At 36.0% G+C, this 14,687-nt stretch carries 19 protein-coding genes; 11 read left to right on the top strand and 8 right to left on the bottom strand.

Features of this window, described 5'->3' with window-relative positions; genetic code table 11:
• The 3 genes from E0409_RS15470 to E0409_RS16840 all read left to right on the top strand — a co-directional run.
• A partial coding sequence (locus tag E0409_RS15470) for a transposase (protein WP_171458824.1) occupies positions 1 to 259 on the top strand: 259 nt, incomplete at its 5' end.
• 12 nt (positions 260 to 271) lie between these two features.
• Entirely contained in the window at positions 272 to 580 is a 309-nt protein-coding gene (locus E0409_RS16845; RefSeq protein WP_227552262.1) for a hypothetical protein, read from the top strand.
• A gap of 211 nt (positions 581 to 791) precedes the next feature.
• Positions 792 to 1,055, top strand: a complete 264-nt coding sequence (locus E0409_RS16840; protein WP_227552263.1) for a hypothetical protein — start codon at positions 792 to 794, stop codon at positions 1,053 to 1,055.
• A 31-nt stretch (positions 1,056 to 1,086) separates the two neighbouring features.
• Here E0409_RS16840 and E0409_RS15460 read toward each other — a convergent pair whose 3' ends face one another.
• A complete protein-coding gene (locus E0409_RS15460; protein ID WP_004994339.1) occupies positions 1,087 to 1,707 on the bottom strand; it encodes an HAD family hydrolase in 621 nt (206 codons plus the stop codon).
• A 104-nt stretch (positions 1,708 to 1,811) separates the two neighbouring features.
• A complete protein-coding gene (locus E0409_RS15455) occupies positions 1,812 to 2,078 on the bottom strand; it encodes a hypothetical protein (protein WP_004994337.1) in 267 nt (88 codons plus the stop codon).
• A gap of 159 nt (positions 2,079 to 2,237) precedes the next feature.
• On the opposite strand from E0409_RS15455, the gene E0409_RS15450 reads away from it, so the two are divergent.
• A complete protein-coding gene (locus E0409_RS15450) occupies positions 2,238 to 2,465 on the top strand; it encodes a helix-turn-helix domain-containing protein (protein WP_004994336.1) in 228 nt (75 codons plus the stop codon).
• Positions 2,466 to 2,583: 118 nt separating this feature from the next.
• Here the strand turns inward: E0409_RS15450 and E0409_RS15445 are convergent, their stop codons facing one another.
• A complete protein-coding gene (locus tag E0409_RS15445; RefSeq protein ID WP_004994334.1) occupies positions 2,584 to 3,180 on the bottom strand; it encodes a LexA family transcriptional regulator in 597 nt (198 codons plus the stop codon).
• A gap of 75 nt (positions 3,181 to 3,255) precedes the next feature.
• Between E0409_RS15445 and E0409_RS15440 the strand changes: the two genes are divergently transcribed.
• The 6 genes from E0409_RS15440 to E0409_RS15415 all read left to right on the top strand — a co-directional run bounded on the left by E0409_RS15440 (position 3,256) and on the right by E0409_RS15415 (position 9,801).
• A complete protein-coding gene (locus E0409_RS15440; protein ID WP_004994331.1) occupies positions 3,256 to 3,453 on the top strand; it encodes a hypothetical protein in 198 nt (65 codons plus the stop codon).
• 17 nt (positions 3,454 to 3,470) lie between these two features.
• Complete coding sequence (locus tag E0409_RS17100; RefSeq protein WP_004994328.1) at positions 3,471 to 3,824, top strand: phage antirepressor N-terminal domain-containing protein; 354 nt, start codon at positions 3,471 to 3,473, stop codon at positions 3,822 to 3,824.
• Between the two features lie 198 nt (positions 3,825 to 4,022).
• Positions 4,023 to 5,450 carry a tyrosine-type recombinase/integrase gene (locus E0409_RS15430; RefSeq protein WP_075314570.1) on the top strand — a complete coding sequence of 476 codons (1,428 nt, stop codon included), beginning with the start codon at positions 4,023 to 4,025 and terminating at the stop codon, positions 5,448 to 5,450.
• Positions 5,447 to 7,384, top strand: a complete 1,938-nt coding sequence (locus E0409_RS15425) for a hypothetical protein (RefSeq protein WP_094148557.1) — start codon at positions 5,447 to 5,449, stop codon at positions 7,382 to 7,384. Before E0409_RS15430 ends, E0409_RS15425 begins: the two co-directional genes overlap by 4 nt.
• Complete coding sequence (locus tag E0409_RS15420; RefSeq protein ID WP_131292276.1) at positions 7,381 to 9,438, top strand: hypothetical protein; 2,058 nt, start codon at positions 7,381 to 7,383, stop codon at positions 9,436 to 9,438. The genes E0409_RS15425 and E0409_RS15420 overlap by 4 nt, the downstream gene beginning before the upstream one ends.
• 3 nt (positions 9,439 to 9,441) lie before the next feature.
• A complete protein-coding gene (locus E0409_RS15415; protein ID WP_131292274.1) occupies positions 9,442 to 9,801 on the top strand; it encodes a hypothetical protein in 360 nt (119 codons plus the stop codon).
• 71 nt (positions 9,802 to 9,872) lie between these two features.
• Here E0409_RS15415 and tfpZ read toward each other — a convergent pair whose 3' ends face one another.
• From tfpZ to E0409_RS15390, 5 genes are all read right to left on the bottom strand, one after another.
• Entirely contained in the window at positions 9,873 to 10,607 is a 735-nt protein-coding gene (gene tfpZ, locus E0409_RS15410; RefSeq protein WP_131292272.1) for a TfpX/TfpZ family type IV pilin accessory protein, read from the bottom strand.
• 175 nt (positions 10,608 to 10,782) lie between these two features.
• A complete protein-coding gene (locus E0409_RS15405; RefSeq protein ID WP_502699845.1) occupies positions 10,783 to 12,435 on the bottom strand; it encodes a PglL family O-oligosaccharyltransferase in 1,653 nt (550 codons plus the stop codon).
• A 51-nt stretch (positions 12,436 to 12,486) separates the two neighbouring features.
• A complete protein-coding gene (locus tag E0409_RS15400; RefSeq protein ID WP_131292268.1) occupies positions 12,487 to 12,936 on the bottom strand; it encodes a pilin in 450 nt (149 codons plus the stop codon).
• 353 nt (positions 12,937 to 13,289) lie between these two features.
• Positions 13,290 to 13,544 (bottom strand): type II toxin-antitoxin system Phd/YefM family antitoxin, encoded by a 255-nt coding sequence (locus E0409_RS15395; RefSeq protein WP_131292266.1) that lies wholly within the window; start codon positions 13,542 to 13,544, stop codon positions 13,290 to 13,292.
• 9 nt (positions 13,545 to 13,553) lie between these two features.
• The gene (locus tag E0409_RS15390) at positions 13,554 to 13,820 is read right to left on the bottom strand and encodes a type II toxin-antitoxin system TacA family antitoxin (protein ID WP_131292264.1); all 267 of its coding nucleotides are present in this window, start codon (positions 13,818 to 13,820) and stop codon (positions 13,554 to 13,556) included.
• 275 nt (positions 13,821 to 14,095) lie between these two features.
• Between E0409_RS15390 and E0409_RS15385 the strand changes: the two genes are divergently transcribed.
• Positions 14,096 to 14,512: a pilin gene (locus E0409_RS15385; protein ID WP_131292262.1), complete on the top strand. Its 417-nt coding sequence runs from the start codon at positions 14,096 to 14,098 to the stop codon at positions 14,510 to 14,512.
• The last annotated feature ends 175 nt before the right edge of the window (positions 14,513 to 14,687 follow it).

The following is a 14,687-nucleotide window of genomic DNA, read 5'->3' as shown; positions in this document are numbered from 1 at the left end:
GATTGAACAGGATTTATTGCCGAAGCTGAAAGAAACCAGTGTATTGATTATGGATAATGCCACCTTTCACAAAGGAAAAAGGCTTCAGGAGTTGATACGCTGTGCAGGCCATTACATTGTGTGGCTTCCTAAATATAGCCCGGACTTAAATCCTATAGAAAAAATGTGGTCACGAGTAAAAATGATTCGCAATAAGTTTAGAGTTAAAGATATTGATAAATTGTTTAAAGATTACTGTAATGATTTATTTGGTATTTAGCTATAACTAAAAATGCAACAGACTGAATTAAAACAATTACCAGACTGGTTATTAGAACAGTTACCCAAAATAACTGAACCAGCAATTTTATCACTGTGGGATACGAAACTTGTGGTCACTTACCCTGATCGTATGGAAGCAATTCACGAAAGCTTAAAAGACGTACAACACCAGATCCATCATGTCAAACCTAAAGATTCACAGATTCTACCAGAGGGTTATCAATATTTTGGTGAGGATAAAGAGAGTGGTTGCCTATTTTTTAAAACCTCTGAGCATCTTCCTAGTAGTTTTTTTCCTACACCGATAAAAAAAATTTGAGCATTTACAATCTGCTTTACAGACTGCCTTTGAAAATGAGCAAGCATATCTCGCAAATCCAACAGACTTTTTAACTGCTTATCATTTTATTGATACACAGCCAGCTTTTTGGACGGTTATTGGTGATGTACCATCATGGCACTGGAATACAGGGGGGCATTGCCAAAATGTTTATCACGGTGCATATAATGATGAAGATAATGGACAATTAGTGATTTATTTAGAAACTGGCTCACATCTCAATAAAGTAGAAGATGGTGGTAAATTATACCCAGAGCATTATCATGATTATCGTTTAGATGTTTGGGCAAATACGTTTGAACAGGCGTTTATCAAGTTGGCGGCAATGGTATATAAGTTTTTTGACCATCAAGGTGTTGAGCGTCCAAATGTGCCACATATAAAACCAGCATGGGTTCTGGAGCTTGATGAACGAATTGCAGAATTTAAAAAATGGAAAAATGAGGAGCTGTGAGTATTCACTATTAGGTGGCGTCCATGAGTTATTAAAGTATGTCGTTTAAAACATCTGCTAGCTTTTGACCATTCTTACGATCAATTAAACGTGCTGACATACCAAATTCATTTGGACCACTATAATCAGCTAAAGGTGTATCTCCGATAAACAAAACATCTTTGGCACGACATTCTAATTGATCTATTAAATATTGATAAATTTGTGACTCTGGTTTAATTGCACCAACTTCATAACTCCAAGCATAAGTATCGATGTTAGGTAATAATGAAGAAACAACTTTTCCATATGGCATGGCTAAATTTGAGCATAATGCCAATCTGAATCCCAATTCTTTTAATTCTTCTAAAGTTGAGAGCGTATCTTCATATAGAACAATGGATTGTAATTCATCGTTTAAATCATGCTCAAGTTCTTGTAATAATTGGTCTGGAATATTTATTCCTAGTAATTTTACAAGTTCAGTAAAACTTAAATTTTGAGACATAATGAATTTGGCATCATCAGGTTTTGGCTGTCGCCCATTTTCCTTAAGCCATTTTATTAATTTTCTATATGGGGAGCGTCTTTCCCCTATCTTCACAAGTGTGCCAAATACGTCAAAAATAATGACTGAAGGCTCAATATGGCCTGCTTTTATAAATGATTCCATATTTCTATACCCAATTAAATTAAGCTTTATTTCTTGTTCAGATTACCATAAGAGCATTACTATAAAAATTTAAGGGAGATATTTGATATCTCCCTTTGATTATTTTATTCACTGAAGTTTGCAAACATAATTTTAGGAAAGTTTTTCATGAAATGACGTCTAACATGATTGAAGTCGTTGAGGTCATTTTGAGTTTTTGAAAAGTAATTAACCCAAGCTAAAGTTGCATCTTGGTCATTTAAGTTAGGATTAACATTCAGAAATAAGGCTAAATCAAATGTACGGTCAATATTAAACTCTTTGATTAGAGCAACAGCAGTTGAGCGGACTTCTTCTGAAACAGAGAATTTTGGAGAAAAATAGTTATTCATAGCTGAACTCGCATAGAAATTATATAATGATATTTAGAAAGGTTAAATTGTCTCACTATGAAACAAAATAACCTTCTATAGGTTAAATTATCATTCTAAAAATTATTTATCAAGTTAAATTAACTTACTGTAGGTTATTATTCTGATTTGAAGGTTGCTATGATTAGATGTAGATTGTCAGCTTTAATGGGTGAACGAAAAATTTTAAAGTTAAGTGAGGTAGCTCAGGCGACCAGTATTAATCGCAATACGCTAACGAGTCTTTACTATGACCGGGCAATACGAATTGAACTTTCGGTTGCTGATACTTTGTGTAAATATTTTGATTGTAATATGCAAGATCTATTTGAATATACTAATGGGGATGAAGAAAGGGATGACACCTAGTAAAATGTCATCTCTTTTTTTAAAGCTCAATAGGATGTTTTAGATACAACTCAGGATCATTTCAAACAGTCTGAATGTATTAGGCAATACTCTTGCCCTCATACTTGATAACTATTATTTAGATCAACCCTTGCCTGTATACTACTTTACCTAAAACTATTATTTCTGACTCGTTCACCGTGTTGTCAGGATAAGCTGAATTGTCTTTAGTTATTTCAATCAACCCATTAGCACTACGGTGTAAACGAACAACCATTCTTTCACCATAGAAATATATTAAATAAATTAATCCCGATATAAAGTATTTATCTGACGTATCAACTAAAACTAAATCATCATTAAAAAGGGTTTCCTGCATTGCATCCCCCTTAATCTTAAAAACGCTTAGTATATCTACTTCATTTAAATGATTTTTAGTGCAAAATGATTTAGAGAGCATAATTTTATCTCCATCATTATTGCTAAAAGATATAACCTGATCGCCATCTAAATCATTTATATCAAGAGAACAAAGATCACTTTTACTGAAAATCTGATCACTTATATCAAGCGCTTTTAAGATTTTCATATATGTAGCTTGACGTGGTTTTGCGGTACCAACTTCATAATCAGAAATTTGTTTTCTTGAAATACCAACTGCATTAGCCAATTCTTGTTGAGATAGCCCTCGCTGTGATCGAAAAAACCTTAAACGCTCAGAGAAATCAGCAACCATAAAAAAATCCTTGACAGCTATCAAAACCTATCATAAATTATCAATTGCTATCTTGAAGTTATGAAAGGAGTTATCATGTACACATGTTCTTATGATGACGAATTAGCAGATATTGTCAAGGCTGCTGCAAAACGCGAAAACCGCACATATCGCGGTCAATTCAACCACTATTTAAAATTGATCCTTCAGCATGAAGGTCTTTTAGAAAGTCCAGACAACAAAAAAGCAGATTGCACTCGCCAAAGTAACCAATCTGCCCACATTCAACCCTAACCAAAGGAATCGAAACCATGAGAAGTCTAACCCAAATCGCAGTACCTTTCCATAATGCTGAATTATATGTTGTTGAGCATAAAGGGCAACCCTACACCCTCATGCAAACTATTGTTGAAGGTATGGGCTTGGATTGGAAAAGGCAATTCGTCAAACTAAAACAGTGTTTTGCACAAGGTATGGTGGAAATCACCATACCTACAATATGTCATTTACATTTAATAGCCGTCTTGGAAAACCATAAGTATCATTTATTTCAAAAAATTCTTGGATACTGGATAGCGAAAATATTGCAGGAATCATTGGTGATCCATCTGGACCTAAGAAAGAGCTTCTATCTGAAATTATTCAAGCAGCAGCTAAATGCTTAACCAAATAATTTCACTACTTATTCCGTAGAGCAATTATTTTCATTCGGCAAAAAGTATAAAAGCCCATGCGGGAACATGAGCTCTTATGAATGTCTTGATTGGCATCCAGACACTTCGATTTTGATCGATAGGGGCATTTTTGTCAATCCTATCTCAAGGTCACTTTTTGCCTGTTTTTTAATAAACAGGAGGCTCAAAATGAGCACTAAACTTAAAAATGGTCAGTCACGCTACCAATCAAAAGCCAAAGTTGTGACCATTAAAAAATTTCAGTTATTGACGTTGAGACAGGCAACTGATCGTTTAAATGATGCAGCGTTTGAAAAACATGGTGATGCTTACCTTGAATTCCCTGTAATTGTTCAGGGAGATGGTAGCCCTTCTGATGTTTTTAATCTATATTTGCTGAAAAAACTTGAGCAAACAATACAGTATGATTTTAAAACATTTTCATCTATTGCCAATCAGCTTGTTGATTTTCAGCGTTTTTTAGAAGATGAGCAACTGAACTGTTTGAAGTTCCATAAAGTAAAACAGTCAAATGCGATTTTTAAATATCGTACTCGTCTTATTGAGCAGGCAAATGCAGGTCTAATTTCAGCTCGCTCTGCAAGTAATCGAATTAATGCGGTAGTGAATTTTTACCGATTTCTCGTTACAGAAGATTTGATCGATCATCAGTGCTATGGCATACCGTTTAAAGACGTTTACAAATATATTGCTGTAGATAATGAATTTGGTGCACGTCGAAAAATGGCAATTAAGTCACATGATTTTGCAATTCATGTTCCAGCCAAAGCTCCAAATTCTGAAGCGATTGTGGATGGTGGTGAATTAAGCCCTCTCAGCGTTGAATCGCAAACTGTCATATTAAAAGCACTGCAAAAATCATCACGTGAATATCAGCTGATGTTCTATCTAGCATTATTCACAGGTGCCCGTTTACAAACGATTTGTACTTTACGAATAAAAAGCTTAATTGGTTGTGAGCTTGATAGTCATGGCTTTATTCGTCTGCCTGTTGGAGCAGGGACAGGCATTGATAGCAAATTTCAAAAGCCAATGACCTTATTGATCCCCAATTGGTTAGCGCAAGATCTTAAAATTTATATCAATAGTGAGCAAGCGAGTCAGCGTAGACAGAAGTCAAACTATGGCGAATCGGATGAAAACTATGTGTTTCTCACAAAATTAGGGACACCATTTTATACAAGTAAAGTAGAGCAGCAAGAGTTGACCGAAAAGATCAAAAGCTCTGACTCATTTGGGATGAGGCTTAAACTGTATGAAGGTGAAGCCGTTCGTAGTTACTTAAAAGTCGTGTTGTTACCCGAAATTCGCCTGATTGATCCGCAATTTCCAAGCTTTAAATTTCATGATTTACGTGCCAGTTTTGGTATGAATCTACTGGAAAGCCAGTTACAGCATTTACCTGAAGGGCATTCAGCTATGACAGCAGTTGAATATGTGCAAGCTCGGATGGGTCATCGTAATATTAGTACGACTTTGCAATATTTGAACTATAAATCACGGTTGCAATGGCGCAGTAAAATTCAGCATGAGTATGAGTCTAGCTTGATGAAATACGTCAAGTCCTCTGTGGATTTAGCAGGAGATTTGTCATGAATTTTATTCGTACTCCATTGTTTGTACATATCACTGATATTCATAAACAGATTACTGAGCATGAGCGTTTAATACTCGTGCTCAAAGATAAAACGGCCTCATTTTCTTTTAGAACTTTAGATATTGGTACATTCTTTTTTGCTAAAAGAGCATGTTCTTCCGATATATCAGACAATGAGCTTGTCGCTTCTTTTGATGAAAAAAGACGCTATTTTTTAAAATATTTTACAGATTATCTACTGCAAATGGATGGATCGGACCTATCAAAAGGGTTGTTCTATTCCATCATCAAGATGTTTTTGGATTGGATTGATCAACAAAAGAAAATTTTTGATTTATCCGATAAGGACAGCATGATCGATGCCTATCGTCGCTATAGTAAATCTCTGGTTGATCGGACTTTGCTTGCGGACACTGATGAAGATAACTTGGCTGCGCATACCGCAAAGCAGTATCAGCGTTATGTTGCAAAACTGATTGCATATGTATTTGATTGTCATGAAATTGATATTTCTAGTCAAGCGATGCAAGTACAAGCACAGCATTATGATGTTCCTGTTTTACCGATTGCACAGGAAGATCATCAGAAGACGTATGCAACTTTGTTGAATGTCTTTCTTGAAATTTATCGTATTGTGATGCAAGGCGCAGATTTTCCAGCACATTTTCAGTCCGTGGATCAGGAAGAGTTCTATTTTTACTCAGGTTTTCATCATCAAACTGAAAAACAACATATTCAGTTTGATATGCACAGCTATTTATCTAAATATTCAGCTATTCCCGATTTTTCAAAAATGCTGGTGGATTTCGGGCTTGCTGAGGATAGTGAACATCGAAAACGTTTACGTGAAAATCGTAATCAAGCTATTCGCAACCTTGAGGAACGTAATAAAGACAAACGACATATGGAGCGAGAGCGACTTGCTTCATATGGTCTAGTCATCGGTATGTTACTCTTTATTGCACAAACGGGGGCTAATTTAGACACAGCTCAGCAGTTACAGCTGGATACGATGGAAATCTTGCCCTCAACTCAGGGACGGAGATTTTCGGGCACAAAAAGCCGTGCTGGTGGGAAAGAAGTTCAGCCTGAGTTTGGGGTGAAATTTGAACCTGTTTTTAGACAAATTTTAGAACTTCGAGCATGGTATATCCAAGATGAAACCTGTATTTTTGTCTTTCCACAACGTAATGAAATTCAAAGACTTGTGCCGATTGGGAATGGTAAGTTGCAATTACTCAAAAGCTTTTTACAACGCATTTTCCCTCAAATGGTTTGGATTACTCCACAACAGTGGCGTAAGCACGTCAGTAGTCAGTATGTCGAACTAAGCGATGGCGATTTATTGCTTGAAGTCGAAAAAATGGGACACTCACTCGATACTGCGAAGAAAAACTACAGTCGAACTTCATTTAAAGATGCAAGCCAACAGATTTCACAATTCTTTTATGAACTGCGAGAAGTTGCAGTGTCACAAACTCGAACCGTTGAGCGTATTCCTGTGCAAATGCTAGATGAAACTATTGATGCTCAAGCCTCACCTGTCGGTGCATGTGCCTCTATCCATCCACAGCCTGAAAAAGCTATTGGGTTTACTGAACGAGCCCCTACACCCAATTGTCAGCAATTTGAGCATTGCTTATTCTGCCAACACTATGCAGTCCACGCTGATGACGAAGATATGCGTAAGCTTTTATCACTGAAAAGCCTGCTCGGCTACGTTAAGCAAAAAGCCACGGACTTAATCAAGTGGGAACAGCAGTTTGGGGTTGTGCTACATCGAATTGACGAAGTACTCAAGGAGTTATCAGATACTTATGAAAATTTACGTGATCATATTTTTTCAATTCAAGAAGAAGTAGAAAGCGGTGATTTAGATGCCTATTGGCTCAATCATTTTGAATTGCTAATTGATTTGGGGTGGATATCATGAGTTCATTTAATTCATATCTATATTCATTGGGTATTGCTGAGCAGTTCTTACCTGATGAGTACAATCTACTGAATAATCAGCTGACTGTTCCAGGTACTTTTGTATTATCGCGAATGAAGAGTGGTGAGATATTGTCAGTTTATTCAGACAATATCTGGGATCTTTCTCCATATTTACCGAAGTGTGATTGTCGCCTGAATTTTGATAGTTGGCTTGAAAATGCCCGAGAAAATGACTTTCTTTACTGTCAAATTCGGGCAGAAATGAAAAAAATCAGTTTTGCTTTGCTTTATATAAAATCTGGTAAGTCGATTATTAAAAGTATCGAACAGCGGCATACGGTTTTACGCCAGTTTGCAGCAATTGCATATAAAAATGGCTGTACATTGCAGCAGTTATTTAGCGATGTTTCTTATATGTCAAAAGTAAATGATGCTTATGTTGGGGTAAGCTATCAAAAAGCCATTCACATTAAAGCATTTATAACGGATTGTTTTGCCTTACAACAGCAATACCCATTGCTCATTCCTGCGTTTAGTACATATAAGCCAATAGAGCATTTAGCAAAGTTGGCTGCTCAACTCAGGTTGCAGTCAGGCAAAGTAGGCCCACAAACCAAAGTTGTTCCTTCACGGCTTTATATAGCCTTAATTAATGCTTTAGCAGATAAATTAAACGAGTTTAATCAAAATGCTTCAGCACTTCTGAAATGGTTTCAGCGCAAGCAGCAGGCTGCAAATTTTGCTTTGATGCCGACAGAATTTAAGCGTAAAAAAAATGCGGTAAGTTTTGCTGATGCTCGAGATTTACTCGGTTTAACGGCACTGTTTGAAAATAATCAGATTCAAAAACATGCCAACCTCACCCGTTATATGACGCTGATTCAAGGTATGGCCAAGTTGTGGATTCATCTGTTTACAGGGATGCGTGATAATGAAGTGAATCAGCTGTCTTCTGATTGCTATCAAACTATTCAAAGTAATGAGCATCTTGTGCATGTCATTATGGGTTATACCTCCAAGTTGCATGGTGGTGGAAATAAATCGACGTATTGGATCACGTTTGCAGATATTCAAGTAGGCGTAAATGCAGCACAAAGTATTGGTGAAGTCTACGCCCTGCTCAACCCACATTATGATATGTCTAATTCTGCTGAATACCCATTATTCCCAACGCTAAACTCGCAAAAGCATCGAAATAAAAATAACCGCAATATTGAGCATGAAACCGATTTTATCTCTAATTTTGAGGGTGCTCCGACTCGTACACAGTCTAATTTTAATCAGTATTTAAGCCGTATTTCTGTATTGCTTGGAGAGGGGTTGAAAATCACAGAAAGTGATATCGCCGAGCTTGAAGCTTTTGATGGTTTCCGCAATTGGCGAGAAGAAAAAGATTGCCAAGTTGGTGAGTACTGGAATATCTGTACCCATCAATTCAGGCGTTCACTTGCAGTTTATGGCGCTCGTTCAGGCATGATCGGACTTGGCGCTTTGTCAGTCCAATTTAAGCATCTAACAGAGTCTATGACGTTGTATTACCGTAATAATGCGGTATTTGCACCAAATATTTTAGTGAGTGACAGTCAAAAAGAGTTTATTCAAGAACTGGAATATCAGCGCTTGGTGCATTCTTATGCTCAGTTTGAAGATGGTGTAATTAATAGTGCTAGCCGTTTACTTGGTGGGGCAGGAACCTATTTGCAGCTACAAAAAGACCGCGAGCAATTACTCACAGTATTTCCAAGCCGTGATGAAACCATCAAGCGTATGAAAAAAGGGGAAATTGCGTATAAACCAAGTCTTTTTGGTGCTTGTACTAATCCTGATTCTTGCGAAAAAATTTCATTTACTGCGATTACGAGTTGTTTGAGTTGTGCCCATGCTGTGTTTGATGCAACAAGTGCTAAAAAAATGCAAAAAGCGGTTCATCGACTACAACGGCAGCGAGATATGCAAGTACAGAACAGTCTGCTATACGGGCAAATGGACAGTGAAATTTTGGCTTTAAACAAAATGATTCAAAAAATTAAAACGATTAATATTGAGGTGTAAAATATGAGTGCACTTAATGATTATTACGCTGCTTTAGAGCGATTAAAAGCCAACAAACCGATTGTTCTACCGAAAGGTTCCGCAATAAATAACGACACTGTCGCACTTGAAGCAGGGCGTAAACGGGGTTCGATTAAGAAGAGCCGTCATGCAGCATTAATTGAGGCAATTGAGCAAGCTGCACAGGCAGCAGGGCAAAATGTTCTTTCGCCTGCCCAGCAAATTGAGCAAGCGAAAACTAAGACCAAGGCGGTGAAAAGTGATTATGAGCAGCTGAAAGAAGATTATGAAATACTGCTGGAAAAGTGCAATTCGCTGTTGCTGGAAAATTTTGAATTGAGGCAAAGTACTCGGACTATTTGATTGATATAGCCACTCAGTTTATGAACTTAGTGGCTTTTTAATAAATGGAGTTAAAAAATATGCCGTTAAAATTATTCCCACGGTCTTAAGTCTACTATTTTGATGATGCTTGCAGATTCTTTATTGACTAAAACCACCATATCTATTGCATTGGCTTTTAAAGGTAGCCAAGCATTTGCTTTTGGATATTCGGCTAAAGTTTTTTCAACGTGTGTTTTTGAGTTGTATTGTTCTAATTCTTTTAGCTGCAATGCACGTTGTCGAATTTGGTTTTTGGCTTGCGTAAGCTCTACATAGCGTTCTGGACGCTGTGCAAGAGAAATACCGCCTAATACCTCAGTAAACATATCATTTTGGCGTTGCTGTGGACTTACTGCTAATTTCACTGCAGCAAATTGCGGACCAGTCCATGATATTTGCTGAAATTGAGGTTGCGCTTGGTCAATATTTTCCAAAATTATGTCATTTTTTCTAACCAATTCAAAACGATCTGCATGGAATACTAACCATGCAGGACGACCTTGTTCAATGCTAAATACGCCATAACATAAAGCCGCGATTTGAATGAGAATAATGACACTGAGGTCAAATTTGAGTGTTTTTTTACCTTCTTTATAGACCAATAAGCCTAAAAATGGTCCTAAAATTACGTCAATGACCAATAACATTAAAAAGATATGCGTTACGCCAACCGCTGTAGCAAGTGGCGATGGATACCAAATAAAAAAGACAAGTCCAATCACCAATAAAGCAATTAGAAAGGAGAGTGATAAATGACTGAGAAAAAATTTTAGGCGTTTTGACATAAGAAAGTTCAACTACCATGACCTATTTAATTCAATTGAAAAATTTGAAATTACATCGAATACAAACCTCTTTAATCAATCATATTTATTGCTCCTATTATTTTCAATAAATGTTAAAACAGCTCAAAATTCAAAAATAAACACATTTTATCTATACCCGCATAAAAAACTAATGCTACTCCGACTTTTTCCATTGATAAGCATTAGAGTCATGAATAGAGTATAAAGCATCAATTTCAATATTTTTATTATATAACCTATTTAAAATATCCAAATAATGTTTAGATTTTTCTTCTTGATTATTTAACAACAAAACTTGTGCATATTTGTATAAGTTATTTGGTGTGGCATACCTATACGTTACTTTTTTCATCCACAGTAATTCTTCTTTAGACATATTTTTTTCAGGAGCTGTTCGTATATAACGAATTCTTTCACTTAGTTGGGTCATAAGCAATAGATTTGGAGCCGCCTGTGTTACATGCGTTTTTCCTATATTTAAAATTTCAGCTCGAACCAATCTTGTATCCTGCTCAATCTTTACATATTCATAGAAGATGGTCACATATAAAACAATCGCACACCCATAAAAAATAATTATTTTTTTCTTAGACAAATTAATAACATTTTGGAAAGAACTATCTACATATACATATCCCATTAAAAAACCAACAGGCAATAAAAAAGTCGCATACTCCAAAGGAAATTCGAGCATACCATGACTAATCACAGCACCAATCATTGCAAGCGCAATAAAATTTTCTACCGTATAAGCAAGCTGACTTAATTTAAATAACCAATAGGCAAAGAAAACAATAATCAATGTCCCTATAGGAATGCCATTCCAAATCAGCAAATCAAGTAAAACATTATGGCTATGTTCCGTCCATTCCGTCGTTGGATAACTTGAAAAAATACTAATTTGAGCAACACTGACTTGATTCCAACCATAGCCCCATATTGGCTCTTGTTTTAAAGCTAGAATTAATTGGTGCCACATAGGAAGACGTGTAAAGCCAGATGTCGTACGCTCAACAACATTATTTATACTAATTAGACCTAAATACTGAGACACAATTGGCAGTGCGTAAACAAAACCAGCAAAAATCCCTAAAACATACCAAATACTGTTTTTCTTTAACCGTGTATTTAAGGGATTATATTTCCAATACCACCACACAACAAAACATATTGCATACACCCAAACAGAACGAGACTGAGTTAATGCAAGACAAAGTAACAACAAACATGCTAAACCTGTACTAGCGATATAGTTAATTTGTTTTTTTTCAAATAAATATAATACTGCCAATAAGCTTAGAATCAAAAAAGTCGCACAGTTATTAGGTTGGCCAAAATTCGCAAAAGGTCGATTATGTGGAACATCAATTATCCAGATACCACCATTTGTCAGCAATAACCATTGTTGAAGCATCATATACGAAGATAACAATACTGAAACAATAAAAATCCAACTAGTAAAGATTAAAATTTGTTTTTTATTAATTTGAGTTGTTAGATTTAAGCCAAGCATAATGCTAGAGGCAAAACTAATTAAATAAATAGTTGCAATTAGAACATCACCAAAAAAGTAAACTTTCCCAAAGAAATACTGCACTAAAGGTATCAATGCAATAAAAAAGACAAGCGCAATATATCGATCTATCACTATTTTATTTTTCTTGATGATTAATATTAAAAATGCGACCAAAAATAATAAATAGATTGAAAATTCATGATAGGCACTTAGCCAAGGATAATAGCGATTGGGCAATACAAAAGCCAAACACCCCAATAGAAATATCACCAAATACAGATACTTTTTCAACATTCACCCCAAAAAAAAGGAGGTAAAACCTCCTTTTTTAAATACTACATATTAACCACGGCAAGAAGATGGTAAATATTTTGGAGGAATTGTACCACCTTCACATTTCCATTCAGTAATATTGCCTGCGGTAGTATCAATTACTGGTGTTAAAGTTACAGTACCACCTTTAGCATCTTTTAAACTATCATCATCAGAAGCTGTTACTGTAATAACACCGTCATCCTCTGTTTCAACTGATTTAACATATTTAGATACTCCACTTGCACCTGATGCCGATTCACAACCATAATCGCCTCCTGCTGGTAATGAAGTACCGCCTCCAGTTTGCACAGCCTCAGTTACAGCTGTACGACATGTAGACGCAGCAAGTACAATTTCAGATACTTTCGCACGTACTGTGTAATCTTGGTATGCAGGAAGTGCCACTGCAGCCAAAATACCAATAATCGCGACAACAATCATAAGCTCGATCAATGTAAAGCCTTTTTGAGCATTCATAAACATTCTCCACAAATGTTTGTTAATTTAATTATAAGCTTTGTAAGCTATTTTATACTTAGCACTAAACGTGCCAACTTTTATTATAGACAATTCTCACAAAAAAACAGCACCTTACATATAAAAAATTTAGGACTTTTAATTTTACTGTATATTTTTGTTAAAAAGTGACAATTATTGTCAGTTTGGATTTTATGCTTTGGATAAATATTGTCATTATGTGATGCGTATCACATATATTTGGTTGTTCTTTTTTAGGTGTTGTGATGTCGTTCTTTATGTTGAAGTCTATCGCTTGAAATTTTCGGGGTATAGTAGGGCGCTATTTCTACCATCGTCAGTACATCTCAATCTCACTCTTTACTGAGTTTATGACACGTTGTTTCAGTTGCTTCAATTTGCGCGATTGAGTCGCGTAACCGTTTTGCATTGGCAGGACTTTTGAGTAGGTACGCTGTTTCTTTAAAGGTATTACAATCATCTAGACTTATTATCACCACGGCTTGTTTATCTTCTCTATTAATAAGTACAGGTGCATGATCGTCTATAACGTAATCGAGTATATCCGCTAAATTGTCTTGCAGCTCAGCACATGTAATGACTTTCATTTCTGCTACTTAAAAATTTTCTTTATCTAAAAGCTGCGTAGCCTGTTTTAATCGGGTGGGAACTGTATTTTGAGTACGACATGCTTCGATAAATTGCTCGAACTGAGTATGACTTAACTGAATATGAGAGTGTTCTTGTAAAACTTGTGGTGCGTGATTTTTGAATAAAATAAAAAACTCGGTGAGTGTAGCGTAGCCTAGAGTAGCGGCAGTTCGTTCTGCCAATTGCTTTGTTTCAGCATCTAGATGTATTTCTATAAACTCGTTGTTGGTCATAATTCATCTCCTTTTGAGCAGAAAATTTTTATATTTTGTATGACGCATAACAAACATAAAATTTTAAGGTCGGTATGAATACAAAAAATATTTTGGTGACTGCTCATTTTAATTAGGCAGACTAAAACACGTTTTTAACACCTTAAGCATTTTTTGAGGATATGGACAAACGTGAAAAATTTGTCGTTATAAAAGCATGTTCATATGGACAAAATTAAGAATGAAGTAAATCAAGATAATTCAATGGTTTGATGCATGTCCATATAAAGTGACTTATGGAATGTATTGAATTAATGATCGTTGTAGCGATTATCGGTATTCTTGCTGCTGTTGCACTACCTGCTTACCAAGACTACACCGTACGTGCAAAAGTATCAGAAATTGTTTTAGCTGCCTCAACTTGTCGTACAGCAGTAACTGAAGCAGTTCAAACAACTGGTGGTACATCAATGCCGGCTGCTGGTGCATATGGCTGCGAATCTTCGACACAAGTTTCGAAATATGTTGCATCGGTCGCAACATCTGCTAGTGGTGTAATTATTGTGACAGCAACAAACGAAGACAGCTTAAAAACTGCGAAAGGTGGAACTATTACACTTACACCTCAAGGTGTAGGAACAGGTAATGTTACATCATGGGTATGTAATGGTACAATTCCTACGAAATATTTACCATCTTCTTGCCGTGGTTAATTCGTAGTAATTTTTTAAAAAAAGGAGGGTAACCTCCACTGCTGTCCCACAATTTTTCATAAAAGGAGGCTCAATTGAGCTTCCTTTTGTTTTATCGGTATTTTATCGGGCATGAATAAAGCTTTTAAGGTTTTTCTCTCAAACAGATTTACTTGGATCATTCTTAGTAACCGTT

Source organism: Acinetobacter sp. ANC 4862, from assembly GCF_004336635.1.
In the GTDB taxonomy this organism is placed as follows: domain Bacteria; phylum Pseudomonadota; class Gammaproteobacteria; order Pseudomonadales; family Moraxellaceae; genus Acinetobacter.
Note: the sequence above shows the minus strand (reverse complement) of the source record. Positions and strands in the feature narration are given on the sequence as shown.

What these genes read in the sequence shown, in the direction of transcription:
- E0409_RS15400 (WP_131292268.1), bottom strand. Translation starts at nt 12,936, where the DNA reads ATGAATGCTCAAAAAGGCTTTACATTGATCGAGCTTATGATTGTTGTC.
- E0409_RS15430 (WP_075314570.1), top strand. Translation starts at nt 4,023, where the DNA reads ATGAGCACTAAACTTAAAAATGGTCAGTCACGCTACCAATCAAAAGCC.
- E0409_RS17100 (WP_004994328.1), top strand. Translation starts at nt 3,471, where the DNA reads ATGAGAAGTCTAACCCAAATCGCAGTACCTTTCCATAATGCTGAATTA.
- E0409_RS15445 (WP_004994334.1), bottom strand. Translation starts at nt 3,180, where the DNA reads ATGGTTGCTGATTTCTCTGAGCGTTTAAGGTTTTTTCGATCACAGCGA.
- E0409_RS15415 (WP_131292274.1), top strand. Translation starts at nt 9,442, where the DNA reads ATGAGTGCACTTAATGATTATTACGCTGCTTTAGAGCGATTAAAAGCC.
- E0409_RS15390 (WP_131292264.1), bottom strand. Translation starts at nt 13,820, where the DNA reads ATGACCAACAACGAGTTTATAGAAATACATCTAGATGCTGAAACAAAG.
- E0409_RS15420 (WP_131292276.1), top strand. Translation starts at nt 7,381, where the DNA reads ATGAGTTCATTTAATTCATATCTATATTCATTGGGTATTGCTGAGCAG.
- E0409_RS15440 (WP_004994331.1), top strand. Translation starts at nt 3,256, where the DNA reads ATGTACACATGTTCTTATGATGACGAATTAGCAGATATTGTCAAGGCT.
- E0409_RS15395 (WP_131292266.1), bottom strand. Translation starts at nt 13,544, where the DNA reads ATGAAAGTCATTACATGTGCTGAGCTGCAAGACAATTTAGCGGATATA.
- tfpZ (WP_131292272.1), bottom strand. Translation starts at nt 10,607, where the DNA reads ATGTCAAAACGCCTAAAATTTTTTCTCAGTCATTTATCACTCTCCTTT.
- E0409_RS15425 (WP_094148557.1), top strand. Translation starts at nt 5,447, where the DNA reads ATGAATTTTATTCGTACTCCATTGTTTGTACATATCACTGATATTCAT.
- E0409_RS15450 (WP_004994336.1), top strand. Translation starts at nt 2,238, where the DNA reads ATGATTAGATGTAGATTGTCAGCTTTAATGGGTGAACGAAAAATTTTA.
- E0409_RS15455 (WP_004994337.1), bottom strand. Translation starts at nt 2,078, where the DNA reads ATGAATAACTATTTTTCTCCAAAATTCTCTGTTTCAGAAGAAGTCCGC.
- E0409_RS15460 (WP_004994339.1), bottom strand. Translation starts at nt 1,707, where the DNA reads ATGGAATCATTTATAAAAGCAGGCCATATTGAGCCTTCAGTCATTATT.
- E0409_RS15385 (WP_131292262.1), top strand. Translation starts at nt 14,096, where the DNA reads ATGGAATGTATTGAATTAATGATCGTTGTAGCGATTATCGGTATTCTT.
- E0409_RS16845 (WP_227552262.1), top strand. Translation starts at nt 272, where the DNA reads ATGCAACAGACTGAATTAAAACAATTACCAGACTGGTTATTAGAACAG.